Source organism: Saprospiraceae bacterium, assembly GCA_016712145.1.
Lineage (GTDB): Bacteria > Bacteroidota > Bacteroidia > Chitinophagales > Saprospiraceae > Vicinibacter.
Map to the genome: position 1 here is coordinate 391,320 of JADJRO010000001.1, position 26,889 is coordinate 418,208.

26 protein-coding genes are annotated in these 26,889 nt (G+C 35.2%); 13 read left to right on the forward strand and 13 right to left on the reverse strand.

Going from position 1 to position 26,889, the window contains the following annotated elements; translation table 11 throughout:
• Positions 1 to 20 precede the first annotated feature (20 nt).
• The 3 genes from IPK91_01650 to IPK91_01660 are packed head-to-tail and all read left to right on the forward strand — an operon-like array spanning position 21 to position 2,616.
• Positions 21 to 1,334: a (Fe-S)-binding protein gene (locus IPK91_01650; protein MBK8295996.1), complete on the forward strand. Its 1,314-nt coding sequence runs from the start codon at positions 21 to 23 to the stop codon at positions 1,332 to 1,334.
• A 5-nt stretch (positions 1,335 to 1,339) separates the two neighbouring features.
• A complete protein-coding gene (locus IPK91_01655) occupies positions 1,340 to 2,116 on the forward strand; it encodes a (Fe-S)-binding protein (GenBank protein ID MBK8295997.1) in 777 nt (258 codons plus the stop codon).
• The gene (locus tag IPK91_01660) at positions 2,113 to 2,616 is read left to right on the forward strand and encodes a hypothetical protein (protein ID MBK8295998.1); all 504 of its coding nucleotides are present in this window, start codon (positions 2,113 to 2,115) and stop codon (positions 2,614 to 2,616) included. The genes IPK91_01655 and IPK91_01660 overlap by 4 nt, the downstream gene beginning before the upstream one ends.
• A 24-nt stretch (positions 2,617 to 2,640) precedes the next feature.
• Here the strand turns inward: IPK91_01660 and IPK91_01665 are convergent, their stop codons facing one another.
• A complete protein-coding gene (locus tag IPK91_01665) occupies positions 2,641 to 3,063 on the reverse strand; it encodes a hypothetical protein (protein ID MBK8295999.1) in 423 nt (140 codons plus the stop codon).
• 5 nt (positions 3,064 to 3,068) lie between these two features.
• Positions 3,069 to 3,539 carry a hypothetical protein gene (locus IPK91_01670; GenBank protein ID MBK8296000.1) on the reverse strand — a complete coding sequence of 157 codons (471 nt, stop codon included), beginning with the start codon at positions 3,537 to 3,539 and terminating at the stop codon, positions 3,069 to 3,071.
• 106 nt (positions 3,540 to 3,645) lie between these two features.
• On the opposite strand from IPK91_01670, the gene IPK91_01675 reads away from it, so the two are divergent.
• Together IPK91_01675 and IPK91_01680 are read left to right on the forward strand one after the other, a co-directional pair.
• The gene (locus IPK91_01675) at positions 3,646 to 4,953 is read left to right on the forward strand and encodes a deoxyribodipyrimidine photo-lyase (protein ID MBK8296001.1); all 1,308 of its coding nucleotides are present in this window, start codon (positions 3,646 to 3,648) and stop codon (positions 4,951 to 4,953) included.
• Between the two features lie 157 nt (positions 4,954 to 5,110).
• Positions 5,111 to 5,407 carry a hypothetical protein gene (locus tag IPK91_01680; protein ID MBK8296002.1) on the forward strand — a complete coding sequence of 99 codons (297 nt, stop codon included), beginning with the start codon at positions 5,111 to 5,113 and terminating at the stop codon, positions 5,405 to 5,407.
• Between the two features lie 52 nt (positions 5,408 to 5,459).
• On the opposite strand, the gene IPK91_01685 is transcribed toward IPK91_01680, so the two are convergent.
• Positions 5,460 to 6,293 (reverse strand): hypothetical protein, encoded by an 834-nt coding sequence (locus IPK91_01685; GenBank protein MBK8296003.1) that lies wholly within the window; start codon positions 6,291 to 6,293, stop codon positions 5,460 to 5,462.
• 110 nt (positions 6,294 to 6,403) lie between these two features.
• Positions 6,404 to 6,889: a hypothetical protein gene (locus IPK91_01690; protein ID MBK8296004.1), complete on the reverse strand. Its 486-nt coding sequence runs from the start codon at positions 6,887 to 6,889 to the stop codon at positions 6,404 to 6,406.
• A gap of 307 nt (positions 6,890 to 7,196) precedes the next feature.
• Between IPK91_01690 and IPK91_01695 the strand changes: the two genes are divergently transcribed.
• Positions 7,197 to 9,710, forward strand: coding sequence for a T9SS type A sorting domain-containing protein (locus IPK91_01695; GenBank protein MBK8296005.1), 2,514 nt, complete (start codon positions 7,197 to 7,199; stop codon positions 9,708 to 9,710).
• A 101-nt stretch (positions 9,711 to 9,811) separates the two neighbouring features.
• On the opposite strand, the gene IPK91_01700 is transcribed toward IPK91_01695, so the two are convergent.
• Positions 9,812 to 10,531, reverse strand: coding sequence for a response regulator transcription factor (locus IPK91_01700; protein ID MBK8296006.1), 720 nt, complete (start codon positions 10,529 to 10,531; stop codon positions 9,812 to 9,814).
• Positions 10,506 to 11,582, reverse strand: a complete 1,077-nt coding sequence (locus tag IPK91_01705; GenBank protein MBK8296007.1) for a histidine kinase — start codon at positions 11,580 to 11,582, stop codon at positions 10,506 to 10,508. The genes IPK91_01700 and IPK91_01705 overlap by 26 nt, the downstream gene beginning before the upstream one ends.
• Before the next feature lie 145 nt (positions 11,583 to 11,727).
• On the opposite strand from IPK91_01705, the gene folE reads away from it, so the two are divergent.
• The 4 genes from folE to IPK91_01725 are packed head-to-tail and all read left to right on the forward strand — an operon-like array spanning position 11,728 to position 15,667.
• Positions 11,728 to 12,303, forward strand: a complete 576-nt coding sequence (gene folE / locus IPK91_01710) for a GTP cyclohydrolase I FolE (protein ID MBK8296008.1) — start codon at positions 11,728 to 11,730, stop codon at positions 12,301 to 12,303.
• Positions 12,300 to 13,196 (forward strand): ACP S-malonyltransferase, encoded by an 897-nt coding sequence (gene fabD, locus IPK91_01715; protein MBK8296009.1) that lies wholly within the window; start codon positions 12,300 to 12,302, stop codon positions 13,194 to 13,196. Before folE ends, fabD begins: the two co-directional genes overlap by 4 nt.
• On the forward strand, positions 13,196 to 13,768 hold the full coding sequence (locus IPK91_01720; protein ID MBK8296010.1) for a YqgE/AlgH family protein: 573 nt from the start codon (positions 13,196 to 13,198) through the stop codon (positions 13,766 to 13,768). The genes fabD and IPK91_01720 overlap by 1 nt, the downstream gene beginning before the upstream one ends.
• Before the next feature lie 9 nt (positions 13,769 to 13,777).
• The gene (locus IPK91_01725) at positions 13,778 to 15,667 is read left to right on the forward strand and encodes an ABC-F family ATP-binding cassette domain-containing protein (protein MBK8296011.1); all 1,890 of its coding nucleotides are present in this window, start codon (positions 13,778 to 13,780) and stop codon (positions 15,665 to 15,667) included.
• A gap of 448 nt (positions 15,668 to 16,115) precedes the next feature.
• Here the strand turns inward: IPK91_01725 and IPK91_01730 are convergent, their stop codons facing one another.
• The 5 genes from IPK91_01730 to IPK91_01750 form a co-directional block, all read right to left on the reverse strand.
• Entirely contained in the window at positions 16,116 to 17,837 is a 1,722-nt protein-coding gene (locus IPK91_01730; protein ID MBK8296012.1) for a sensor histidine kinase, read from the reverse strand.
• Positions 17,838 to 17,844: 7 nt separating this feature from the next.
• Complete coding sequence (locus IPK91_01735) at positions 17,845 to 18,495, reverse strand: response regulator transcription factor (GenBank protein MBK8296013.1); 651 nt, start codon at positions 18,493 to 18,495, stop codon at positions 17,845 to 17,847.
• A 64-nt stretch (positions 18,496 to 18,559) separates the two neighbouring features.
• Positions 18,560 to 19,291, reverse strand: coding sequence for an RluA family pseudouridine synthase (locus IPK91_01740; GenBank protein ID MBK8296014.1), 732 nt, complete (start codon positions 19,289 to 19,291; stop codon positions 18,560 to 18,562).
• Positions 19,291 to 20,754, reverse strand: a complete 1,464-nt coding sequence (locus IPK91_01745) for a glycosyltransferase (protein ID MBK8296015.1) — start codon at positions 20,752 to 20,754, stop codon at positions 19,291 to 19,293. Before IPK91_01745 ends, IPK91_01740 begins: the two co-directional genes overlap by 1 nt.
• A gap of 36 nt (positions 20,755 to 20,790) precedes the next feature.
• Positions 20,791 to 21,300, reverse strand: a complete 510-nt coding sequence (locus IPK91_01750; protein ID MBK8296016.1) for a hypothetical protein — start codon at positions 21,298 to 21,300, stop codon at positions 20,791 to 20,793.
• 73 nt (positions 21,301 to 21,373) lie between these two features.
• On the opposite strand from IPK91_01750, the gene IPK91_01755 reads away from it, so the two are divergent.
• A complete protein-coding gene (locus tag IPK91_01755) occupies positions 21,374 to 22,459 on the forward strand; it encodes an Mrp/NBP35 family ATP-binding protein (GenBank protein MBK8296017.1) in 1,086 nt (361 codons plus the stop codon).
• An 8-nt stretch (positions 22,460 to 22,467) separates the two neighbouring features.
• Positions 22,468 to 23,286: an orotidine-5'-phosphate decarboxylase gene (pyrF, locus tag IPK91_01760; protein ID MBK8296018.1), complete on the forward strand. Its 819-nt coding sequence runs from the start codon at positions 22,468 to 22,470 to the stop codon at positions 23,284 to 23,286.
• On the opposite strand, the gene IPK91_01765 is transcribed toward pyrF, so the two are convergent.
• Complete coding sequence (locus IPK91_01765) at positions 23,268 to 24,683, reverse strand: GIY-YIG nuclease family protein (GenBank protein ID MBK8296019.1); 1,416 nt, start codon at positions 24,681 to 24,683, stop codon at positions 23,268 to 23,270. The two genes, pyrF and IPK91_01765, sit on opposite strands and share 19 nt — an antisense overlap.
• A gap of 10 nt (positions 24,684 to 24,693) precedes the next feature.
• On the opposite strand from IPK91_01765, the gene IPK91_01770 reads away from it, so the two are divergent.
• Positions 24,694 to 25,881 (forward strand): DUF1343 domain-containing protein, encoded by a 1,188-nt coding sequence (locus IPK91_01770; GenBank protein MBK8296020.1) that lies wholly within the window; start codon positions 24,694 to 24,696, stop codon positions 25,879 to 25,881.
• Here IPK91_01770 and IPK91_01775 read toward each other — a convergent pair.
• Positions 25,878 to 26,852 (reverse strand): hypothetical protein, encoded by a 975-nt coding sequence (locus IPK91_01775; GenBank protein ID MBK8296021.1) that lies wholly within the window; start codon positions 26,850 to 26,852, stop codon positions 25,878 to 25,880. The two genes, IPK91_01770 and IPK91_01775, sit on opposite strands and share 4 nt — an antisense overlap.
• Positions 26,853 to 26,889 lie beyond the last annotated feature (37 nt).

Here is a 26,889-nt window from a genome sequence, read left to right on the forward strand (position 1 = left end):
CAAAGATCTATTATTTTGAAATGATTCACAGCATTGTCTTTATTCTTATTACAACTGCAATTCTGCGGTTTTCGTGGAAACGATATGCCCAGGTATATCAGGCCATTCTGCTAGGGAAACCCAATTGGCCTGAAGGATCTGCGCTGGTTAGATTTAAAAATATGCTCTTATTTGCTTTGGGACAGCGTAAAATGTTTACAAAACCTGTATCAGGTATCTTTCATTTTTTTATTTATACGGCGTTTTTATTAACCCAAGTTGAATTTCTTGAAATTTTTACGGATGGCTTGTTTGGAAAACATCGCTTGTTTGCCAATAAAATTGGATTTTTATACCCGGTAGCCATAAATACCATCGAAATCTTATCGCTCTTAGCCTTAATTGCAACAGCGGTATTTTTGATACGAAGAAATATCCTGAAAATTAGCCGTTTTCATAAACCTGAGCTGAAAGGCTGGCCTTTTGCTGATGCCAACATTATTTTACTAGGTGAAATTATACTCGTTCTAAGTATTTTTATGATGAATGGCGCTGATCAATATTTGCAACAACTAAAACCAGAATCTTACCATTCCACCGGAACATTTTTTCTTTCTGCTTCCACTACCATGCCTCTTTTTAGTGGTTTATCAGCGGACTGGATCATCTTTACGGAGCGTTTCTTTTGGTGGACGCATTATCTGGTTGTTCTTGGTTTTATTGCCTATTTGCCCTATTCCAAACATTTACACATTTTTCTTGCATTCCCATCAAGCTATTATGCTGATTTAAATCCCAGAGGTGAAATTCAAAACATCCCATATATCCAAAATGAAGTCAAGGGGATGCTCGGATTGGAAAATGATCCATCCATGGAAGCACCGAATCATTTTGGGGCGCAAGATGTCAATGAATTATCTCAACAAATTTTATTGCAAGCTTTTTCATGCACAGAATGTGGGCGTTGTACAGCCGTTTGTCCGGCAAACATGACCGGTAAAAAATTGAGTCCACGAAAAATTGTGATGGATATTCGAGATCGGGCTGAGGAACTTGTTCAGACCAAAGCATTTAAAAGAATGGAGGATGGGACAACAATTGAGATTACAGATGGCCTTTCTCTTTACGATAAAATATCAAAGGAAGAATTGTATGCATGCACGACTTGCAATGCCTGTGTGGAGGCTTGTCCTGTTCTTATAAATCCTTTGAAACCCATATTGGAATTGCGCCGTTATGATATATTAATGAACAGTGGGGGACCTTCTGAGTGGCTTCCTATGTTTAATAGTTTAGAAAACAATCAAGCAGTTTGGGCACTATCTGAAAACCGTACAAACTGGATAACAAATTGAGTGAAATGAAAATACCAATACTTAGCGAATTGCATGCAGAAGGTAAAAAACCGGAAATTCTATTTTGGGTTGGTTGTGCGGGAAATTATGATGCCAGGGCTCAAAAAATTACACGGGCATTTTGTGAAATCCTAAATAATATCGGTCAGTCCTATGCCATTTTGGGAGAAGAAGAAAAATGTACAGGGGACCCAGCCCGAAGAGCAGGAAATGAATTGTTGTTCCAAATGCTCGCGCAACAAAATATTGAGACGCTAACAAATTATGGTATTCAAAAGATTGTGTGCACGTGCCCACATTGTTTTAATACTTTAAAAAATGAATACCCCGCTTTGGGAGGCAAATTTGATGTGATCCATTATTCAGAGTTTTTAGATTTGTTAATTAAAGAAAATAGAATTGTGATACAAGAACAGGAAGGTCAAAAAATTACCTACCACGATTCTTGTTATTTAGGAAGGATTAATGGTGTCTATCAGGCTCCAAGATCTATAATCAATTCGTTGAAACACGAGTTGGTAGAAATGAAACGGGCAAAGCAAAATGGTCTTTGCTGCGGGGCAGGAGGTGCTCAAATGTTTAAAGAAGAAGAACATGGAGTTAAACGGATAAATACCGAACGGGCTGAAGAAGTTATCAATACCAATTCGCACGTTGTCGTAGCCAATTGTCCGTTTTGCATCACCATGCTTCAGGATGGTATTAAAGAAAAAAATGCACAGGATCAAGTAATGGTTTACGATCTTGCAGAACTTATACTCCAAAATCAAAAGCAACAATGATGGACTTAATCTCATTTCCTGACTATTCACGTGTTTGGGTCTATGGATCGGATCGAAAAATCCCGGAATCTTTAATTTGGGAATTAAACAATAAAATATATCTGTTTTCCCAAGATTGGATTAGCCATCAAAAAGCTTTACGCGCTACAGGGGGCTTGTTGCACGCTTATTTTCTCGTATTGATTGTTGATCAGCAAGTAAATCAACCCGGAGGTTGCAGCATCGATTCTTCCGTCCGATTTATACAAAACCTGGGAGCAGAATATCAACTCGATTTTTTTAATAGAAACCTATTTTATTATTTAAAAGACAGCGAAGTCAAAACGATCAGTCGTATGGCATTGCAAAACCAGGAAATTCCATTAGAAATAAATCAGGATACCTTGTTTTTTGATAATCTGGTAAGTGATAAATTAAGTTTTCAAAAAAGCTGGCTAAAACCCTTAAAAGATTCCTGGCAGGCAAAATTTATTCAACCAAAATTAATTCTTACGGAATAGACAAAACAAATTGGTCGTTTTGAATTATTTCGCATTCTTTTTTTGAAGTTCATCTAAAATCTGTTCTTCAGATTTACCAAGATTTTGAATCAACATTTGGGCATCATCCACAAATTCACTTTTTGGATATTTTGTGATGAATTCAAGGTAAAATTTACGTGCAGTGGCGGTGTCTTTTAAATCATTGTCGAATAGAAAACCCTTCATAAAACAAGCGTTTTCAGCTTTGGCATGTTTCGGGTATTTCTCAACAATCCAGTCAAATAAACTTAAGCATTTGTCATACGTGGTCAATAATTTAGAAGTTTGAGCAGCACTAAATAAAAACTCAGGTGACTTGTCGCTGTTTGGCAAAACTAGGGCATAGGCTTCGCAAGCATCTACGTAATTAAATGCTTTTTCTTTGTCATAGGTATTAAGCGTATCAGGGAAAATGGATTTAGCCAAATCGACTAAATATTCTTCAGGAGTTTGTTGTTTTGCAGTTTGGCTTCAAGCTCTACTTTTCGGTTATCTCCCGGAAAAGCTTGTCCAAAACAGAGCGTCAGAATATCGGCTGCTTCATTCTTGCCTATGTTTCTAAGGCACTCAATCATTTTTACAATATTGTCTGGAGTGTCTTTGCGTGCATAATGATTTTTAATCAGATTGTTTAGAAAGATTACGGTCTGACGGCAATTGTTCATTTTGATGCTGGCTGCCGAACATTTAGAAAGTAAATCTTCAATCAATGCGGGTTCGTCTTTATGCTCCTGCATGATTTCAAGATAGGCAGTAATCAATTTATCATAGGTGGTATCCGTAGGGCTTGAATTAAAATCAGCTTCTAGCTTGCCGATTTTCTCTGCATCAAATTTCTGATTTGACTTGCAGGCAAAAAACCCTAAAAGGACTACCGGAATCATATAATAAAGAAACTTCATATCTGCGCTTTAATACAAAGGTAATCAGTTGCTATCATTGCTTGTAGGTCGTCAGAATGATTAACATTTATTTTGAACGAAATTTGCCGGAACGTGTTGAACATAAATGAATTATGCGGCATTTTGGTTTCGCAGGGATTTGCGGTTACAGGACAATCATGGCCTTTCTAAAGCTCTAAACAGTGGTTTTCCTGTAATTCCCATTTTCATATTTGATGAGACTATTTTATCAAAATTGAGTAATACATCAGATGCCCGTGTATCGTTTATATACAAGCAAATCAAGTCTTTAAAGCAGGAATTACAGGCATTGGGTTCCGATCTTTTGGTATTTTATGGAACGCCGGATCATATATGGAATATCCTGTTTGAAGCCTATCCCATCAAACAATTATTCTATAACAGAGACTATGAATCTTATGCATTGCAACGCGATGCACGCATACATGAATTAGCACAAAGTAAAAATGTGCAATGTTTTAGTTACAAAGACCAGGTGCTATTTGAAAAAGACGAATGCCTTAAAGAAGATGGGAGCCCCTATACCGTTTTTACTGCATATAAAAATAAAATACTCAAGCAGATTGAGTTAGTGGGTCCTGACAAGCTATTTACACCGCATGATTGCAACGATCCTTCTGGTTTTTGGACCTGTGCACCAAATCCAATGCTTTCATTTGGAGAAATCGGTTTTACACCAACAACAATCCAATTTCCGGATCAGCAGACGAAGCAATCCTTAATTAATAACTATGCCGAGAAACGCGATTTTCCATATGAAAATGCTACATCCCAACTTGGCATTCATTTTAGATTTGGTACAATCAGTATTAGGCAAAAAGCAAAAGCAGCGTATGCATTAAGTCCGATCTATTTCAGTGAATTACTCTGGAGAGATTTTTATTCTATGATCTTACAGGCATTTCCCTATGTAGAATTTTCTTGTTTTAAACCGGCATACAACCGCATTGAATGGGAAAACAATGAGCAGTTATTTAAAGCCTGGTGTGAAGGCAAAACCGGATATCCTATGGTAGATGCCGGAATGCGACAACTCAATCAAACCGGATTTATGCACAATCGTTTGAGAATGATTACAGCGAGTTTTTTAGTAAAACATTTGCTGATCGACTGGCGTTGGGGAGAGACCTACTTTGCAGAAAAATTACTGGACTTTGATCTGGCCAGTAACAACGGAGGCTGGCAATGGGCTGCAGGTTGTGGCACCGATGCTGCGCCTTATTTTCGAATCTTTAATCCCGAACTACAACAACAGCGATTTGATCCGGATTTTAAATTTATTAAAAAATGGGTTCCGGAATTTACAAAGCAAAAATACCTTCCTCCAATAGTAAATCATCAGGATGCCAGAACAAAGTGTCTTTCTAAATTTAGTGTAGTTTCAGAAAAATAAAATTTTAATATTTTTATTAATTTCTGAAACTTTTAAATATTAATTACCGTTGTTATTATATATTCTTTTCAAGTCAAGCTGCTATGAGTTTTTTGCGTGCAAGAAAAACTCCTTTATTTAGGTAAACCCTATTTTTTATTTTTTTAATTTTTGTTTTATGAGAAAGTTTAGTTTGACTTTCGTCAGCATCTTACTGGTTAGTTTGGTGTTGACAGCTGCTACATGGTTGTCTGGTACAAACCAGGTGATTGCTTATGTAGCAAGTTCCTATGGAGTAAGCTTATCTGCGGTAAGCTTGCAATCTCCAAATGTTGTCCAGGTTCAACAAGGCATGAACAACATTTCTGGAACTGCAGTTTTTAACGGGTGTGGTGATCTTTGCACGGAGCTCACCATTTCATTTCCAGATCGTACACTGCAATTTATTGTAGAGGACGATATAAGTGGATTTTAAGCAACCGGAAGGAGTCTCTGGATTTTTTCCGGAGACTCTTTTTATATGGATATTAATTTAAAAGTTCATCAACTTTTTCAAGTAGCCAGGATTTGCTGGTTGCTTGCGACTCAAGAATTTCTTTTTTAAGTTGAGTTAATTTAAGTTTATTATCATTGTTTTCTGTTAGTTTTTTTGTTAATTTAATTAATTGTAAGTAGCTGATTTTTCTTTCTTCGGTAATGCTTTTGTTTCTATTAACAAATAACTTAAAGCTATCATAAAATGATTGTAAGGCATCATATTCATCTAATTCATAGTAACATGCTAAAAGTAAGGATTTTGCTCCTAAACCATAAGTCACCTCATCAAATTGAACTTGTTGGAGCAATGGAATAGCCTTATTGTATTCATTTTTATAAAAATATAAAGAGGCGAGATTGTAGTTAATTGCATTTTCGCGATATTCTTTATTGATCTTTGTTTTAAATGAATTGATAAAGTCTTCAGTCCAATTAAATTCATTTAATCTTAAGGCAAGAGTGATGATATTTTTAAAGGCCCAAGGCGATAGTTCTCCATTTATTAAAACTGATTGATTTTCTAACCCTTGTTTCCATAATTCAAAATTTTCTTTGCTGTATTTTAATTGACCCTGATTTTGTTTTTGAATTGTGTAATTTATTGCAGAATTCATAATATCTCTTGCTTCTTCAGGTGGAAATAAATGTAGATGATTTTTAATTAGATCTCTAAGATTAAAAAAATGGGTTTCGTCAGCAGGTTCGATATATGTTAGAAATATTTGATAATAAATTGCTATTGCAGGAATATTTATAAAATTACTATTTTTAATTTCTCTAACAATTTCTGGAATTAAAATTACATTTAAATCGATTTTAGTCATTTTGCTCCAACTCAATAACAAACAATAATATTTTAACTTTTCTGAAAAGTAAAAATGATTTAGATGGCCATCTATTTCTGATATATTTAATTTTTGAATATTTAGTTTTTTTACCCGAGCCGATTCAATGTTTTCCAAAATATACTTGTATTTTTCAATGGAATAGAGATCGTAGTAGTACGTGCCATTTCGGTTGTTTTCTTTTTTAAAATAGTTAAACCGGATTGAATGGTGCTGTGTATGAATTCATCCATTTCTTTGCGATGCAGCATTTGCAAGAGATAATGGACCCGATGCGCTGAATTGTCATCGTAGGCCAATTGGGCAAGGAAATCTTCTCCGAGTACCATCAGTAGGTGTAAGAGTTTACGTAGTCGATCATAATCAAACGATTCATTTGGGAAGATTAAGTCCCAAACGATTTCTTTTTGCAAGGGACTACTTTTTTCATCCAATAAATGAGTTTCAAAAACTGAATAGAGTGCCAGTAACGTTTGGTTGGTGTTAAAATATGGGGATTCAAGGTATTTTCTAAATTTGCGTAACTCTTTGTTATTGAGTGTTTTAAGAAATCTATAAAATTTAGAATCATTCATAGTGTTGATTAAAAATGAAGGACTAAAATAATACAAATTCTTGACTAATAATTAAGCAATTTATGATGAATTTATAGGCAACGCACTTGCTTTATGCCTTGTTTTAATATATAAATTTTGAGCGCAATTACTAGGATTAAATTTTATTAATTCCATACAATATATAATATATAAATAGAATTTATAATCATTTGATATATAATAGCATATAGATCATATTGAAATTAAATCATATACGAATAAAAATAATTTGTATATAATGCTTTGAAATATCGGATAATGGTTTACTTTTGTGATACTGGTTATTATGACAAAAAACAGGACTTACACAATTCTGATTTTGTTTTTATTGTCTTTTGCAATAAAAGCGCAAGAGGTTGATGGGCCTTATTTAGTGTTTAAACTACTAAGAAACAGCTCTGTAAGTTACCTTCCCAATACCTACCAAAAAGACCGGGTTGTTCAGGATTCCACCAAACATGGTTTAATTTCTTTATTGGGCACCAAAAGTGACCCGGAAGTTAAGTATGAAGCCTATACAGGCTTTATAGGTCGGGATACAGCAGTTACCAAATATAAGGATTACTATGGCCGGATTAAGTATTTGAGTTTTGTGTTTATCGTAAGCAATTCAACCATAGACTTAGTATCTGATGCGTATGTTGCTTATAAAAATGATGGCAATCAGGATGTGTATCCATTGGCGAATGACATCAGTTCGATTGGTTCACCAGCAACTGATTATTTGAGAATAACTGCAATCACAGCATCCAGCCGATTGATTGCTTCCAGACCGGACCCATTTACCATTCGTTTTAAACCCATAACAGATTCCGTTGGAGTTGGCTATATCAGTTATACAGTCTGTGATACCTTTAATACCTGCAATGAAAGCAGCATTGTAGTTACCGTTGTTGATACTAATAATTTAAACAGTGACACCTTGTTGTTGGGTACTCCAAAAGCAACACTTAAATTAGTTTCTTTTCCGCTACCTGGTTTTTCTATAACTACTCAGCCTAAAAAAGGCACACTAGATATCGTTAATGCTCAAGTAGTTTCATATAAACCCTATTCAAGTTTTGTGGGCAACGATACCTTCGTTTTAACAAAGGCTAATTTGCACCGCACCGTGATTATGGAGGTCTATAACCTCAAAACGCCCAGCAAGATTACCGTTGATGACGTTGTTTTTACTCCAAAAGATACCGCTGTTACATTCAATGTAGCTCTTAATGATATTACAGATGATTATCCATTTTTAATCTCTCAGCGGCCTTCCAGAGGTACTTTAGATTCATTAAATACAAAAGGCGATTTTAAATACACTCCCGAACCAGGCTATGAGGGCGTACAAACATTTATTTACAAAGTGTGTCCACAGGGTTTGTGTGAGTACGGCGAAGTCAAGTTATTTGTTGGTAACTGGCAACCGGATACTCGTACGGATTACCATTTTAATACCTTCAAGAATGTGCCCTTGGTTTTTAGTTATTCCATCCCTATTGATGCCTATAACTTTAAAATCAGTCCACAAGATTCAACTTTTGTAAAATATTATCCCGGCTATGATACGGTAGCTTTGGAATATACCATCAGTCCGACAACTACTTGTAGAGATACGGTTTCGGGTTATAATTTATTGATCTATTTTCCTCCTCGCAATTACGCAGGCAACGACAACATCCAACTCAGCTATTGCATTCCAAATACAAATCAATGCGTTGAAGTTCAGTGTGCTATAGAAATAAAAGACATATATCAGGGGGAGCGAAATAAATGCGAGTACCAATGTGCTGGAGATTGCGTTTGGCCCGGCGATGTGAATTTGGATGGGGAAGTCAGCATGAAGGATTTTCTTCAAGTTGGCTATCACCTGGGTATGAACGGTAGTACCAGACCTACTGGTGCTCCAACAGAATTTAGAGCCATTCAGTCCTCAGATTGGAATGGTTTGATGCCATCTTCTGACGTTAATTACAAGCACGCAGATACCGATGGCAATGGACTGGTAAACTGTTCAGATACCGTTAGCATTTCCGGTTTTTATAAAAAGCAACATTCTCTGGTAGCAAAACCCATTTACGATCGAGGTGATTTTCCATTTAAACTTAAGTTACTCAATCCGGGTGTGCAAATCGGTCAACGGGCATTTTTTGAAGTCCAGTTAGGCGATGCATCCAATCCGGTAATCAATTTAGGAGGCTACTCGTATGATTTAGACTATAATGTAGACGTGGTCGATGAAGCCAGTTTACGGGTTGATTTTTACGAACAGGGATGGGCCACTTTAAACAGTGCCTTGATGCACATGTACAAAAAACCCTGGAACGGACGCCTCGAAAGTGGTTTTGTTCGCTCAAACGGTAAAAAAGTAAGCGGTCGCGGAGGTGTTGAGGTACTTTCATTTATAGTTGAAGATGATTTGAATGGCTTCCGTAAAGATCATGACATTTACCACATCCCATTTTACATTTCCAATATATTAGTGCTCAATTCAGATGGTAATTATGTGAAATTAGATGATCATATTGCATATCTGGATATCACAAAAAATACAAACCAGCATGTTCTTAATCCAAATGATTTGGTAGTCTATCCAAATCCGGCAACTGATTATTTAAATATGCATTTAAATGGCAGCAATGAATTAAAATCTGTAACTGTTTTTTCACTGGACGGAACTATGTTAAAAAATATTCAGCTTGTTGATAAAAAACATCAGCTTTTAGATTTACAGGAATTGCAAAATGGCTTATATTTGCTGAAGGTTGAAACCAATTTAGGACCGATCACTAAAAAGATCGAAATTATCAGATAATCCCTGTTTTTATATAACCAGTTTTAATCTAAAATTGTTAGAATAAATAAGCCCCGTAAGGGGCTTGTTTATTTTAGGTGGTAAGCATTTAACATCAGGAATTAAATCTTCTTAAGATTTATCATGCGATTTACATTGTCAGAATAATTGCTGCCTATTGGTATTTCTTTTACTTGTCCTTTTACATAAATGTCCACATCGTTTGAATGAATTGCATCTATTTTATGGATATTGACAATATAAGACCGGTGAACCCGGATGAAGCTGTGGTCGGGTAATTTTTCTTCCAGTGATTTCATGGTTTGCAAGGTGATGATTCTCGTTTGATCCGTATAAATGATCACATAGTCTTTTAATCCTTCAAAATACAGGATGTCATCATAATTTAATTTTATGAGTTTTTTATCAGATTTTACAAAGATGAAATCTTGTTTATCGTACGGTTTTGAATCTGGTTTTTCTTCAGGATTATTGAGTTGAGGAATTTTATTGATGGCCTTTAGAAAGCGATTAAAATCAATCGGTTTTAGTAAATAATCAACTGCATTGAGTTCGAATCCTTCGACTGCAAATTCAGGATAGGCGGTTGTAAAAATAAATTTAGGAGGATGTAACAAACTTTTAATAAGCTCGATGCCATTCATTTGAGGCATTTGTACATCAACCAGTAACAGGTCTATAGTTTGTTGGTTTAATATTCGGTTCGCGTCTAAAGCATTGTAGCATTTGCCAATTAATTCCAATTGTGGGATCTGATTGACATACGTTTCAAGTATTTCTACTGCAAGGGGTTCGTCATCTACGATCAAGGTCTTTATCATATGGTATTTCATTTAATTTTACTTTAAGTGTTACAGAAAAATAATCGGCTTGATCATCAATCTGTAAGTTAAATCGATCTGGATAAATCAATTCCAGACGTTTTTTTACATTGGCCAAACCAACACCACCCGTTTTACCGGACAAGCTGAGTCCCGGTGTTGGCAGCGGTTTGGAATTTGTGACTTTAAATACGATAGAGCCATTTATTAATTTTGCCTGAATGTCTATGTATGACTTTTCCAAGCTGGCTTGTAGTCCATGTTTAAAGCTGTTTTCGACAAAAGGAATTAATAGAAGGGGAGCAAGTTTTTTCGTATAGAGTTCTTGATCAAAATGTAATGAAATCTGATTATCTGAAATGTGTCTTATTTTTTCAATTTCAATGTAATTTTCAATGTATTGAAATTCTTTTTCCAGGTAAACTTCAGATTCATTGCATTCATACAACATATATCGCATCATGTCTGAAAGTTTCAAAACGATCTGAGGTGCTAAATCAGATTTTTTAAGTGTCAGTGCGTATAAATTGTTTAAGGTATTAAATAAGAAATGCGGATTGATTTGATTTTTAAGTGATTGCAATTCCGTTTCCATATTTTTAGCGACGAGCTCATTTTTTTCACTTTGAATTTTAAGCCATTCCAATGGAATTCGTACCAATGAAGATAATGCGGTTACAATCACAAGATTTATAAAATGAAAATGTGCTTGAACTAAGGGGTTGTGATTATGGGTGGCATAATCATTCCGGATCCAGACATTAAAAAGTGTGATAAAAGGAGTTAATAGTAGAGAAATACCAATTAATAATGCCAAATAGCTAAAAATTGATTGTCTCAACATAAACTTTGGAAGCAAAATTTTAAGATTTATGGTTACGGCAATCAAAAAGATTAATGTATTCCCTGCAGACCAAAGTAAGGCCTTGGTAAGCGGTATTTCATCCGGGCTGAAATAAAAATTTAAGGCGTAAAACACCAACCAAAAGATGGTTTGGGTCCAGTATTTTGAAAAACCGGACTCCTGATAGATTTTTGAGTAAAAATTCATAAAAATCAAGCTAAAAGTAGCTGTATTTAGAAATTGAATTGATAATTTTCGATTTTAACCAGAGAATAAAGGATAAAACGGTGTTTAAATCGGATTTATCAAAACTTATAGGATTTATAACCGTTTAGGAATTATTATTTATTGAATCGTGACAGACTTAAAAAATCATAGTTTAAAAGAGCATTACAAAGCAATTTTGGAAGCAATTGGCGAAGACGCTAACAGGGAAGGGCTTGCTAAAACTCCTGAGCGTGCTGCCAAAGCCATGGAATTCTTTACCCAAGGGTATAGCCAGGATGCTGAAGCGGCTTTAAAATCAGCCTTATTTAAAGAAAACTACAGTGAAATGGTCCTTGTTAAAGACATTGAACTGTATAGTTTGTGTGAACACCATTTGTTGCCTTTTTTTGGTAAAGCACACATTGCCTACATTCCAGGGGATTGCATCGTAGGATTGAGTAAATTGCCCAGAGTGGTAGATATTTTTTCCCGAAGATTGCAGGTGCAGGAACGCCTTACACATGAGATTTTAGACTGTATTCAAAAAACAATGAAACCTATTGGTGCGGCTATCGTAATTGAAGCTCGTCACATGTGTATGATGATGCGTGGAGTTCAAAAACAGAATTCCATTACAACCACTTCTGCGTTTACAGGGATCTTTAGAAATGTTGAAACGCGAAGTGAATTTTTAAACTTGATTCATTCAAAATCTATATGAGTTTAGAAACAAAAACTGCATTTATTTTTCCGGGACAAGCCAGTCAGTTTCAAGGCATGGGAAAAGATCTTTATGAGACACATAAAGCTGCGCGGAAATTATTTGATGAAGCAAACAGCATTCTGGGATATAAAATTACCGATGTAATGTTTGAAGGAACGGAAGAAGAACTTAAGGAGACAAAAATTACACAGCCGTCTGTTTTTTTACATTCAGTAATTAAGGCCATTGTTCTGGGAGAGCATATACCATTCAAAGCAGTTGCGGGCCATTCTTTAGGAGAATTTTCTGCCCTGGTAGCCGCAAAGGTGATTGATTTTAAAACAGCTTTGGAGTTGGTACAATTGCGTGCATTTGCCATGCAGAAAGCCTGTGAAACCAATCCGGGTACCATGGCTGCTATTGTCGGAGTAGAGGATTCAAAAATAGAAGAAATTTGCAAAGCAATGTCTGAACACATTGTCGTTGCTGCAAATTATAATTGTCCGGGCCAATTGGTCATTTCTGGAAGTATTGCAGGCATTTCGGCTATTGAAAAAAATATGATTGAAGCGGGTGCGAAGCGGTTTATTCTATTAGCAGTTGGTGGAGCTTTTCACAGTCCGTTAATGGAACCGGCTCGTGTTGAATTAGCAGAAGCCATTGAAAAATTGCATTTTAATGATGCGCACGTACCGATTTATCAGAATGTTGATGCACTTCCGTATCTGGAATCAGATAAAATCAAGAAAAATCTAATTCTTCAATTAACCTCACCGGTTCGTTGGACTCAAACCATGAATCACATGATAGCAGATGGGATCCAAAATTTTTATGAGGTTGGTGGCAATGGCACGGTGTTGAGTGGATTTTTAAAACGAATCAATCGGGAATTACCTATCAGCAGTTTGTAATGAATCATCGAATTGAATCCCGGTCTGTTGAAACTGGTAAACTGTTAATTGCAGAACCCTTTATGTTGGATCCCCATTTCAAGCGATCCGTAGTTTTGCTAGCTGACCATGATAAAGATGAGGGAACTGTTGGTTTTATTCTCAATCGAAAAACAGGTTTAAAATTAAATGAACTAACTGAAGATTTTGGAGAATTTGAAGCAGACGTTTTTTACGGTGGACCTGTTGACAATAACAGTATGTATTTTATACATACCGCAGGAAACATTCTTGACAATTCACTAGAAATATGTCCCGGTATTTATTGGAGTGGAGATTATGATAAGTTAAAAATTTTAATTGAATGTAAATTAATTACAACAGTAAGCATTCGATTTTATATTGGATATAGTGGGTGGTCAGCCGGGCAATTGGAAGAAGAAATGAAAGATCCAGCATGGATCGTGTCTGATATGGACCCAAATTATTTGTATAAATCAAATCCAGAACAACTCTGGAAAGAAATATTGGATCAAATGGGCTATCATTTTAGCGCCATTGGTCGATTGGAAGGTGATGAATTAATGAATTAAATGTAACAAGTGGTCCGATTTCAAAATGTAAGTTTATTTTTTGGGGAAAGAGTTTTATTTGATCAAATTTCTTTTACCCTTTCAGCTGGTGAAAAGCTTGCCGTTTGTGGACGGAATGGTACCGGTAAATCAACGTTGTTTAAATTAATGTTGAAGGAATTGATGCCTGATGGCGGCAGTATAGAATATATTGGAAATGTTAGTATAGGCATTCTTAAGCAGGAACTCCCACCCGATCGGGGCTTAGCATTGTTTGATGAAGTAAAAAGTTCATTTGCAGATATATCTACCCTAAAAGAGGAATACGATCAGCTTGAATACAAAATTAGTCACGCTCAAACTGATACCGATGATTTAATGGACATGATTCATCGGATGGAAGAAATTCGGGTACGTTTAGAACATTTAGACGTTGATAAACTGGATGGCAAAATTGAAAAAGTATTAATAGGACTTGGTTTTACAGCTGCTGATTTTGAACGTAAAATCAGTATGTTTAGTGGTGGGTGGCGAATGCGTATCGAATTGGCAAAATTGCTTCTGTCAAAGCCAGATTTATTATTGCTGGATGAGCCTAACAATCACCTGGATATTGTTTCTATCAGATGGCTGGAAAAATACTTAAAAGAATATGAAGGTACAGTAATTATCATTTCGCATGATTTGAGTTTTATGGATCGTCTCGCCAATCGGATCATTGAAATCGATCGAGGTAAAATTTATGATTATAAAGGCAATTATTCAAGCTATAAATTATATCGTGCCGAACGTAAACAAATTGAGTTAAATGAATACAAGGCGCAGCAGAAAATAATTCAGCAAAAAGAAATGTTGATCGAAAAATTCAGATACAAAGCGAGCAAAGCCTCATTTGCACAGTCGCTGATTACTGAATTAAACAGAATGGATAAAAAGGAACTGCCTGAAGAAGAAATAGGAAGTATCAAATTGCGTTTTAAGAGCTCACAGAAAAGTGGCAATAAGGTTTTAGAAGTTAAAGATCTTAGTAAATCCTTTGGAGACAAAGAAGTTTTAAAGCAGATTAATTATTTTCTTGAACGAGGACATAAAATCAGTTTAATTGGAGCAAATGGAAATGGTAAAACTACTTTAGTTAAAATGATTGTTGGTGATCTTGAATCTTCGGGGGGTACCATTGAGTTTGGTCACAACGTGAAGATTGGTTATTACGCGCAAGAATCAGAAGACACCCTAAACAGAATGGAGACCGCACTTGAAACAGTTGAAAACTATTCAATTCCTGAAATGCGGACCCAGGTTCGAAAAATTCTAGGAGGTTTAGGGTTTGCAGGAGAGGAAGCTGAGAAAAAAATTGCTGTTTTATCGGGAGGGGAGAAAGCAAGAATTCGATTGGCTAAGCTCATTGTGAATGAACACAATTTATTAATTCTTGATGAACCTACACACCATTTAGATTTAGCGTCCAAAGAAAAGTTGAAGGATGCTTTAAAAAATTATGATGGTACAGTATTGATCGTTTCCCACGACCGTGATTTTTTAAAAGAGTTAGCAGATAAAACGATTCTTTTTGAAAATAAAGGAATTACAGTATTTGAAGGGGATATTGATTATTATTTAGAGAAAACTGAAGAGAATACAGTTTATGATTTGCCGGTAAAACAAGGAGAAAATAAATCGAATGCTGTAGTGGAGCTGGATTACAATGAACGAAAGAAAGCACAACGAAAAATCCAAAATTTAGAGCGCGATATCGAAAAATTTGAAGCCAGTTTATTGGAAATGCAAAAGAAAATGGAAGATCCTGAATTTTATCTATCTGCTGGAGCTGCCAAGCTTATGGAGGAGTATGATAGAGAAAAATTAAAATTAAAGGAGTGTATGGACTCCTGGGAAAACGTATCTAGTTTATTGGGATAGAAATAAAAAAAGGCCTTAAAGCCTATGCCTTAAAGCCTTTGGTGTACTAGTCAGATACTTCTAAATCAAAACTATATTACTTAACAATTAAAAGAGACACTCTAAATAATCCAGAGGAGGACCACCGCTACATATTTTTAATTTCAAAGTATTATTTAGAAATTAGTTCGAAGCGCGAAGAAAGGATTTTGTTAAACCATCCCTGAAAGTCCCATGTTTACAAATATAACCAAACCTAAGATTTGTAAGATCGGTAGTCCTGCTCAACTGGATTCCATTTTTCAATATTCAAATCAAGCTTCCGTATTCATTAACGTTTTAATGAACTGGATGATACAAAGGTCTAGTAATTATATAAGCTGCACATCAGGGTAAACCCTGATTTTTAAAAATCAGGGTTTACCCTGATTGGAGTCAGGGTAAACCCTGATTCCGCTAAGCTTGATTTTTAAATAGGAATTTGAACTAAAAACAGAGTTCCTTGATTATCAGACGATTCTATGTTAAACTCGCCTTTTAAGTAATTTATGCGACTTCGGATGTTTTCCAGGCCCATTCCCCGTTTTACGGTTTCTGCGTCAAACCCTTTTCCGTCGTCTTCAACGGAAATCGTCATTTCATAGGAGGATTTAGATAACTGGACAAAGATCTCTTTACAATCGGCATGTTTGATCGAATTATTGACCAATTCTTGTATAACCCGGTAAATATTTAATGCGATATTGGAATCGATTGTTCCCGGCTTTTCAAAACCGAAATATTGGAAGATAATATTGGGACCGTGTTCGTGTATATATCGATTTAATAAATCTCGGATGGCTTCAATTAAACCAAGTTTTTCAAGGGAGCCTGGTTTAAGGTCGTTGCTGATATTTCGTACTTCATCACAAGCAGTATCAATTAAATCGTACAGTTTTGTATAGGATTCCTGGCCAGTAATTTTTTGCTCATGGACCAATTTATCAAAACGAAGTTTTATGGTTGAGAGCAAACCGCCTAAGCTGTCATGTAAATCCTGTGCGATGCGTTCACGTTCCGACTCCTGACCATCAATCATGGACTGCATCGACTGGAGCTGCATGTTATTTTCCAGCTCCTTAATTTTTTGATTGTTAATTTGAGCACTTTGATCATGAATGATATTGCTGGTTTCTAGTTTTTGTTGATAAAATAAAATCACAAAAAAACCGGCTAATAAAATTGCTGCAATGCTAAATAATAAACTATATAAAGTAAAATTCGAACGACGACTTTTTAATTCAAATAGTCGTTTGCTTTTTTCAAGATCTATTTTTTCTGTTTGAAACTCCTTTTGTTCGTACTTCCCAATCAGTTTTGAAAGCGATTCCGAATTTTTAATTTCATTAAGTGTATCGTTATATTTTACAAAGCTTAACAAGTATTCAGAGGATTGTTTAAAGTCTCCTGCATTGTGATTGCACTCATAAAGACGAAAGGAAAATTCTTTACAATAATCAAAATATTTGATGGGTTTGACAAGTGCTAAGGCTTTTTTAAAAATAATTTCAGATTTTTTAAAATTGGCATTGATATAAAAATATTCACCTAAAACCTCCAAAGCCTTAATTTGTAAGTCTATGTTACCTATCGATTTAGCATATTTAAATACATTATTAAGAGAAGCAGGGGATCCCAATCGGTTTAAAAATAGATATGCATCTACTAATCCATGTTCATTTTTACAAAACTCATTGTAGCTATCCGCCTTTTTGTTTTCGCATTGTCCTAAAAAATAAAAAGCCATATCTGTATTGCCCATTTTTTTATAGGCGTAAGCAAGTGCATGTTGACTTCGCACCAAGTCAAGGTCACGACCTTCTTGTTTAAAATAGACATGGCAATATTCAAGGCTATTAATCGCTTTTTGAAAGAATCCCAGGATTTGGTAAATACGTGCTAGCAGGAAGCGATAATAGTAAACTTTCTCAAGATTGTTTTCCTGCTTATAATACTCAATTGCATTTAAAATACTGCTAACCGCTTCCTGGTAACGGTGTCCAGATATATCTGATTCAATCTCAGTTTCGAGATTGTCCGGTTCAAGTAATGAAATTTGAAAAGAATCTTGTTGAATGGCTAAGCTGTCCTGGGCTGTGATTTCTTTTGAACTCAAAGCCATCAAATAAAGGATCAGTAGAATGCTTTTCAATTGTATTTTATTTTTCAACCAACTTTAACTCAAGAGCAGCCCGTACCAATCCAGCTGAGTTTCTAACATTTAATTTAGAAACCAGGCTACTTCTATGAGATTCAACAGTTTTCAAGCTTATAAATAATTTTTCTGCGATTTCAGGAGTGGTATATTCCTTCACGATTAAGGCTAAAACCTCTAGTTCGCGTTTTGAAATTTCAGGTATTAAAAATGTACTGGTTTTCTTATGGGTCGGTTTTTTTAATAATGCGCCCATAATGGTTTCCGTTACATCTTTACTAAAATAGGTTTGTCCGGCAGCAACAGTTTCTATAGCCTGGACCAGTTCAGCCCGACCCGTATTTTTAAGAATATAGCCCTGAGCACCGTTGTTTAACATCTCAGACACAATACTCTCTTCATTGTACATCGAAACAGCGATAATTTTAACATCGGGAAAATCAGCGTTAATTTTCTTTGCAACTTCAATGCCACTCATATCTGGAAGGTTAATATCAAGTAAAAGGACATCAATTTGTTGCTTCGATAACATTGGAAATACGGATTTGCCATCAAAGCATCTGTCAACAACTTTAATGGTCTCTTCGTCTCTCAATATAGATTCAATGCCATCCACAAACATGGCATGGTCATCTGCAATGGCAACTTTGTGCATTGTAATATTTTGATTAAAAATAGAGGGAATGATTGAAAATGGAAAACAAAGCTACTTAAGATTTTTACAATTTCCGAGTAGATTGCCATTTTCTTAATTGATTTAATAAGGCTTTTAAGTCTTTTGGCAAAGGGCATTCAAAATGATATAATTGACCGTATAGACTGAATTCCAGTGAATTAGCATGAAGTGCAGTCCTACTTAATAGAGGCCTTTCTTGTTCAAAATCAGCTATTTTAGCTCGACTTTTTATGTCTTTTATAAATAGTTCACTTCTTTGGCTATAAAGTGGATCACAAAGAATTGGGCAGGAAATGGCAGCTAGATGAACCCTTATTTGATGTGTTCTGCCTGTTTTAGGCTCCAGCTCAAGCATGCAAAAATTTCTAAAGGACTCAAGGATTTTATAATATGTAATTGAAGGTTTTCCATTTTTATGAATCGTCATTTTACCGGTTTCAAATACAGAATGAGCAATGGGTAAATTTATGATACCAGATTCAGGATTAGGGCAGTTTTCGGTAAAACTTATATAGCGTTTTTGGATTTCATGATTTTCAAAAAGCAATGATAATAAGCGATGACTTTCCGCGTTTTTTGCAAACAAAACCAATCCACTCGTTTCTTTATCAATTCGATGTACAATAAAAATTTCGTCGTGACTTGCATTCAATAGGTTCAATAAATTGGGCTTATTGGGATCATACCGGTCGGGAATTGTTAATAAACCAGAAGGCTTATTGACAACTAACAAATGTTCATTTTCAAATAGAATGTCACAATTTGCAGCTGCCATCAATTTTTAAAGTAATGTTTTGGGATAATTGAAAATTCTTTATTCCCAGAAAAATAGAATTGGACAAAAACGCTTGCTTTCAAAATACCTTTTTGATTAAATTTATCATACGCTAGATTTCTTATTTGCTTGTCCAAAAATTGTTTCTTTTGAATTAAATACAAGGTATTAATAATAACAACAATATATGCCTGTATGATTTTGTAAAATATTTTAAACTTACCTTTTAGTAAATAACTGATCGCAATTAGCATATCCAATACAAATCGAATTGGTAGAATATAAAGTAATTGAAGGTAATCCGAGTTTTTGAAAATAGTAAATAAGTTATTTCTGAAATTCAAATAGGTTTTTCTTGGATTGTCGTAATCCAACGTTCCTCCGCCTAAATGATAAACTACAGAATTTGGCACATAAATTATTTTTCCGCCTAAACGTTTTACCCGCCAGCACAAGTCAATTTCTTCCTGATGGGCAAAATAATCTCCATCAAAGCCTCCCATGGCTTTAAATACAACCGATTTAATGACCATTGCAGCCCCACTTGCCCAAAATATTTCAGAAAGCTCCTGGTATTGATTGGTATCAGTTTCAAGATAATCAATAATTCTTCCTTTGCAAAATGGATACCCTAAAAAATCAATATAGCCTCCTGCAGCTCCAGCATATTCAAATTTTTCTGGTTCAGTCAATGATAAAATTTTTGGCTGTGCAATCAGAATGCTTGAATCCCTTTCCATTTCAGAAATTAATGGACTGATCCAATCATCTTTAACTATAACATCCGAGTTTAGGAGAATAAAGTAATCTGCATCAATTTGAGCAAGTCCTTTATTGTATCCAGATGCAAAGCCATAGTTCTTTTTAAGTTTAATGATTTTTATTTCAGGAAAATGGTGTTCTAAAAAAACACAACTTGCGTCTGTTGAATTATTATCGATAATATATAAAGGGATGTTCCTGGTATTGTGTTTTACTATGGATGGTAAATATTCTTTTAAAAAATGGTAACCATTAAAATTCAGAATTACAATTGCAAATATTGGATTTCTGTAAGGAACCGTATGTAATTCATTTCTAAGCAGCGCTTTTTTTGTGGCGAGTTCATCTGACTGAATTTGAAGTTTTAATTGATCAAAATTTTCAAATTTTTGATCATTTCTAATAAAATCAATCAGTTTAACACAGATCGAATTGCCATAAATTTCTTTATTAAATTCAAATAAATGAACTTCAACCGTTGAATTTGCAGATTCTTTAAGTGTTTCGCTAGTGCCAATGTAGAGCATCCCATCATAAAGTATCCCATCAACTTGCACTTTTGCTGCGTAAATTCCATTTGGTGGAATTAATTTAGACGAATCTGTAAACTCTAAATTAGCTGTTGGGTAGCCAAGTTTTCGTCCTAATTTATCACCGGATATCACTTTGCCTTCTAATTGATATGGGTAGCCTAAGTACAAATTGGCCTGATGAATTTTTTGTCTTGAATTAAATTCCTAATTTTTTGTGGAACTTACTTTCGATTCCTGAACGTATTGCGCTTTTATTTCATCAAATTCAAAATAATGATTAGCTGCATAGCTACGTAATAGTTGACAATCTCCTTTACCGTCTTTTCCAAAACGATGATCGTAACCTGCAATAATCTTTTTAGGTGTAAAATTTTTTAAAAGAAAGTTTTCAATATAATCTTCGGGCAACATTTGTGCAAACGAATAATCAAAATCTACTAGAACCAAATAATCCAAAGCCGTTCCATTTAGAAGTTGAATTTTCTCTTCCAATGTGTTTAATAAGGCGACGGGCAGATCACCTGGATCTAATACGGTTCTCGGGTGCGGGTAAAATGAAATCAGAATGCTTTCCCCATTTAATAAGGATGCAGATTGACAAAGTTGTGTTATTATTTTTTTATGCGCTAAATGGAGTCCGTCAAAGGTACCAACTGTTAATACAGGATTTTTGAAAGCAGGTAAAGGGTCTTGCCCATAATAAATGATGCGCATAAAAAACAGATTTGCAAATTTATTAATTTTAATAGACCATTCCGGTATAATTCGAATTATTTTTGTGCTAAATATGAATCAGTTAGTTCAGGAAATTGTTGAAAAATTACAAGTTGTTATCGAGCCAGATTCTGGCAGAAGTATTGTTCAGCTTCGGATGATTAGAGACATTCGATTGGAAAATGGCCAATTTCATTTTAAGATTTATCTTCCTTCAGCCAGTTATAAACATAAAGACAGCTTATATGCCGAAATTCATGAGGTTTTAGGCAAGTTCTTTCCTGATCTTGAACTGCATGCTCATTTTGTGAATCAGTTGCCTATGACGGATGCTCCTAATACCAATTTTCCAAATATTTCCAATTTTATTGCTGTTGGATCTGGAAAAGGAGGGGTAGGAAAATCCAGTATTTCCGCATTTTTGGCAATTGCTCTTAAAACTGCAGGCTATAAAGTCGGTTTGTTGGATGCCGATTTATATGGACCCTCAATTCCAACCATGTTTGGAATCCGTGATCTTAAGCCAAAAGTGCTTGAATCTGACGGAAAGCATAAGATGCAACCTATAGATGTAAATGGAATTTCTATTATTTCTTTAGGCAATATTATTGATCCTGAACAGGCTGTTGTATTAAGAGGACCGCGTTTAGCGGCTATTATCAAACAATTTTTCTTTGATACCCTTTGGCCAGAATTGGATTATTTAATTATTGATTTACCACCGGGGACAGGGGATGTACAGCTTACACTTGTACAAACAATTCCGCTTACGGGTGTCGTAATGGTAACGACTCCACAGGAAATAGCCTATATCGATGCCGTTAAAGCGGCTAATATGTTTACTTTGGATCAAATAAAAGTTCCAATTTTAGGTGTTATTGAAAATATGTCTTGGTTTGAACCCGATGACATGCCAGGTAAAAAGTATTTTATATTTGGAGAAGGAGCCGGCCAAAGGCTTGCAGAAAAAACACATTCCAGTCTTTTAGGGCAAATTCCAATAAAACAAGGAATGCGTCAATCTTTTGACATTGGACAAGCATTTCAATTGGATTCTTATTATTCAGAATTGTTTAAAACGATCATTTTGAAATTGAAGGAAAAAATAGATATTCGGAATTTAATTTATGCTCCGAGTCAGGTAGTCCAGGCAAATTAATACGTACCATGTTTAAATCTTCTGAATTTCTATTTGATCAAATCCAACTCAAAAGGAGTCTTTTATGTGTAGGTTTGGATCCGGATATATCAAAATTGCCAGCTGTTTATAAAAATCTAGATGAGCCTTATTATAATTTTTGTAAGGACATTGTGGAGTTAACTCATACAAAAGCAATCGCCTTTAAAATAAATATAGCTTTTTTTGAAGCTTTGGGAGTTGACGGCTGGATACAGTTTGAGAAGCTAATTAAAATGATCCCTCCAGATTGTTTCATAATAGCGGATTCTAAACGGGCTGATATTGGAAATACTTCAAAGCAGTATGCGAATTATTATTTCAATAAAGTTAATGTAGATGCTTTGACTTTGCACCCATATATGGGTGTGGATTCATTACAACCTTTTCTTGATTTCAAAGATAAATACAGCATTATTCTTGCGTTGACTTCAAATCCAGGAAGTGCTGATTTTGAATTTATGGAAGATTCAAAAGGTATTTTATTATTTGAAAGAGTTATTGAAAAATTTGTGCAACTCGAGGCCTCAAAAAATATAATGTTTGTCTGTGGTGCAACCCATCCTAAGGAATTTACCAGGATTCGCAAGATTTGTCCAGACCATTTCTTGCTGGTACCTGGAGTGGGAGAGCAAGGAGGCGTTTTGAAGGATACAATAAAAACAGGTCGAAATGCTACGGGTGGATTGTTAATTACAATTTCTCGAAAAATTTGCTATCCAAGTGAAAATTTGGATTTTAAAACAGAAGTATTAGCTGCTGCTATTAATTTTCAAAGGGAATCTTACAATTATTTTATTGAATCCTGATTTTTTGAAAGTAGAATTTTTTTTATACGCTTATCTTTGGAAAGATAAAATTCAATAATTCGGTTGGATTCAATATTTCCAGGATAAGGCCGAAGAGATTCTTTTAATAAATTAATATCGCTATACCCTTCATTTTTGTTTAGGTAACCTGTAAAACTGCAGAAGCCATCTTCAACAAGCACTACCCCAAATTCATCATAGTGTGGACCCTCCGTGAGTAAAATAAAATCATGCTTAAAAATTTTATTTACTTCGTCGCATGCTTTATTAAAACGGTCAATATATTCTTGTAGATTTTCCTTTCCGACACAAGCTCCGTGGCATTGTCCAATTTGAAATCCGTTACATGGTTTTCCTTCAGCGTTCTGTGAATTTATCTTTGTGCAAAGTTGATGGTTAAACAGAATTAAATCGAGATGTTGTTTGGCTGATAATTTGCTGGGATAATGGTAAATTACTTCATCTAGCTGATCGAGCCATTCCGGTTCTTTAATTGAAAAAACTGGAAATTTGTCAGGAGTTCTTCTTACGGTCATGAGATATGCATGAGATTTTTTCCTAAGCGCTCTATTGATTTCAGGTTGAAATTCTTTAATTTCTTTAATTTCAAGTAAAGAGGCTAACAGTTCACTCCCGGTTAAAGTAAAATCAATTGCATGAACCCCGGTTAACATTTTTAATGTTTTGGTACTTGTATCATTAAAATGCTGATAAACACGTTCCTTAATATTTTTGCTTTTCCCAATATAGATCGCCTCAAATTGTATGTTTTTCATGCGATACACTCCAGGAAATTCTGGAAGATTTTCAATATCATTTTTATTTAGGGTAGAGGGTATTTTTGTTTCACTTAATAAAGTAGCAATTGGATTGTAGGTGGAATCAAGATTATTGCTACATTTCATAATCCTGCAAAACACATCCAGCGTAGCTAATGTATCATCCATTGCACGGTGTCTGTTTTTGACTTCAATTTTAAAGTGAGTAATTAATGATCCAAGACTATAAGATCGCAAGCCTTTAAAATACCTTCTACTGAGTTGGACAGTGCACAATTTTTTTCTTGAAAATGTATAGCCTAACTGATGAAATTCTTCTTTGATAAAACTGTAATCAAAAAATACATTATGGGCAACAAAAATGCAATCTTCCGTTTTAATTAATATTTCTTTAGCGATTTCGTAAAATTTTGGAGCGTTTTCGACCATTTCATTTGTGATTCCGGTAATACGGGTAATTTCAAATGGAATGGATCGTTCAGGATTGATGAGACTTTCATATCGATCAATTATTTTATCATCCTGGTATACGATTATAGCAATTTCTGTAATTTTGTCACGCTTAGCTATGCCACCAGTAGTTTCTATATCGATTATTGCAAAACGAGGACGTGTCAAATTTGTTCTCTTGTTTTTAGTATTAAGTTATTTAACGCAATCAAAATTAAATGCTTTTGCAGAACTGGTGTATTCAAAGCCAAAAATAATTTTACCCGGAGCCTTTCGTATGGATTCCTATTTGAATTTATTGAATGGGAAGCGAGTTGGGTTAGTAGTAAACCATAGTTCGAAGTTGGACCAAATCCATTTAGTGGATACCTTGTTAGATAAAGAGATTCAAATTGTTAAAATATTTGCCCCAGAGCATGGATTTCGAGGAGAAATAGAGGCTGGGGGAACAATTGAAAATCAAATAGACTTCAAAACGGGATTGCCTATAGTTTCTATTTATGGAAAAAAATCTAAACCCAGTACCGAAGATCTTAAGGATGTGGATTGCATACTATTTGATATTCAAGATGTTGGGGTCCGTTTTTTTACGTATATAAGCACCTTGCATTATGTTATGGAAGCGTGTGCTGAAAACGGAATTCCTCTTATAGTTTTGGATAGACCCAATCCGAATGGTTATTTTGTTGACGGCCCTGTATTAGATAGTTGTTGTAAAAGTTTTATCGGTGTTGACCCCATTCCAATTGTTTATGGAATGACTATAGGTGAACTTGCAAAGATGATTAAAGGAGAAGGTTGGATAAAATCTGGAAACAAGCTTCAATTAAAAGTTATTCCTTGTATAAATTATACTCACAAGTCATTTTATGAATTACCTATCAATCCTTCACCTAATTTAAAGAATCAATTAGCTGTATTGTTGTATCCTTCTCTTTGTTTTTTTGAGGGAACGAGCTTAAGTGTAGGTAGAGGGACTGATTGGCCGTTTCTTATTTATGGTCATCCACTTTTTTTTAATAAATATCCATTTAGTTTTACTCCAATCTCCCGCACGGAAGCCATGAATCCGCCATGGAAAAATCAAATGTGCTTTGGACTTGATTTACGCACGCTTAATTTAATGGATTTAAGAAAATCAAAGAAAATTCAGTTAAAGTATCTTATAGATGCATTCCAAAAAATACCCAATAAAGACAGCTTCTTTTTAAAGAATTTATTTTTTGATAAACTTGCAGGAACTGCTAATCTTCGGATAAATTTAATAGCCGGTTATACCGAAGCAGAAATTAGAAAAACCTGGCAAGCTGGTATTAAAAAGTTTATGGTAAAAAGAAAGAAATACCTATTGTACGAAGACTTTTAATTTAATCTTTGTATCATGCCGGCAGCATTAAAGGTATAGGTTCCGCATTCTTTTTTCGGTGCTTTTTGATCTACCTGAAATTTATATTGTTGCATTTTTCGTTGTGCTTCCAAAATAAACTTCATATCTTTTGTTTTTGACAACTTTGGATTGTATTTTATATAAGTAACTAAACCTTCCCGATTTATACACATATTAAACACAACAATTTGTGCATTGACTCTAGCAAGATCTTTTAAATCGGGTCTCCAAATTGGTTTTCGCTTAAGCGGACCCGTTTCATCAAAGTCAACACCTACACCATCTCCGGAGCCGGTACCTGTTCCAGAACCTGTGCCACCACCTCCGCCTGCTCCTGAGCCTGAATTTGCAGGTCCAGCACCTGTTCCTGTTCCAGTTCCTGTGCCAGTACCACCACTTCCCGGATTATCATCGTCACCTGTTGAGGCATTACCGGATGTTCCATGAGCCCCACCGGTTGAAGGTGCTGGTTTGGTTTCGACTGGAGGTTTTATAACTTCAGGACTTGGACGTGTTGTAGGGGTATGTGTTTCAACTTTTGGAGGATCCACCTTTACGACTTGAGGCTCTGCTTCAACCAATACGGGTTTAGGAGCTGGTGTCGTAGGAACTGGGATTGTTTTTTGTGGTTCAGCTCGGTCGATTTGCTTTTCCATTTCTTCTAAGGCAGGTTTTGCTTCACTTCCTTTTGATCCGCCTTGTTGGGCTTCCTCCGATTCTGGCCCGGGACTAGATCCACCTCCAGTGGCTATCGGAGGTTCTTCCATTACAATTTGGCTGGGTAAAAGGATTTCAACTCCAATTTCTTGCTCTGGCTCTTTTGAAAAATCTAAAATCCTTAAAAAGAAAATTAATAATAACAGGGCGTGAATTATGGCGGATATTAGTATTCCGGTTCTTCTGTGACCAGATTCTATTTTATGGGCGTCGTAATAATAAATTTGGCTCATCTTGACAAATTAGTATGTAAAGGACGTAAAATTCAAC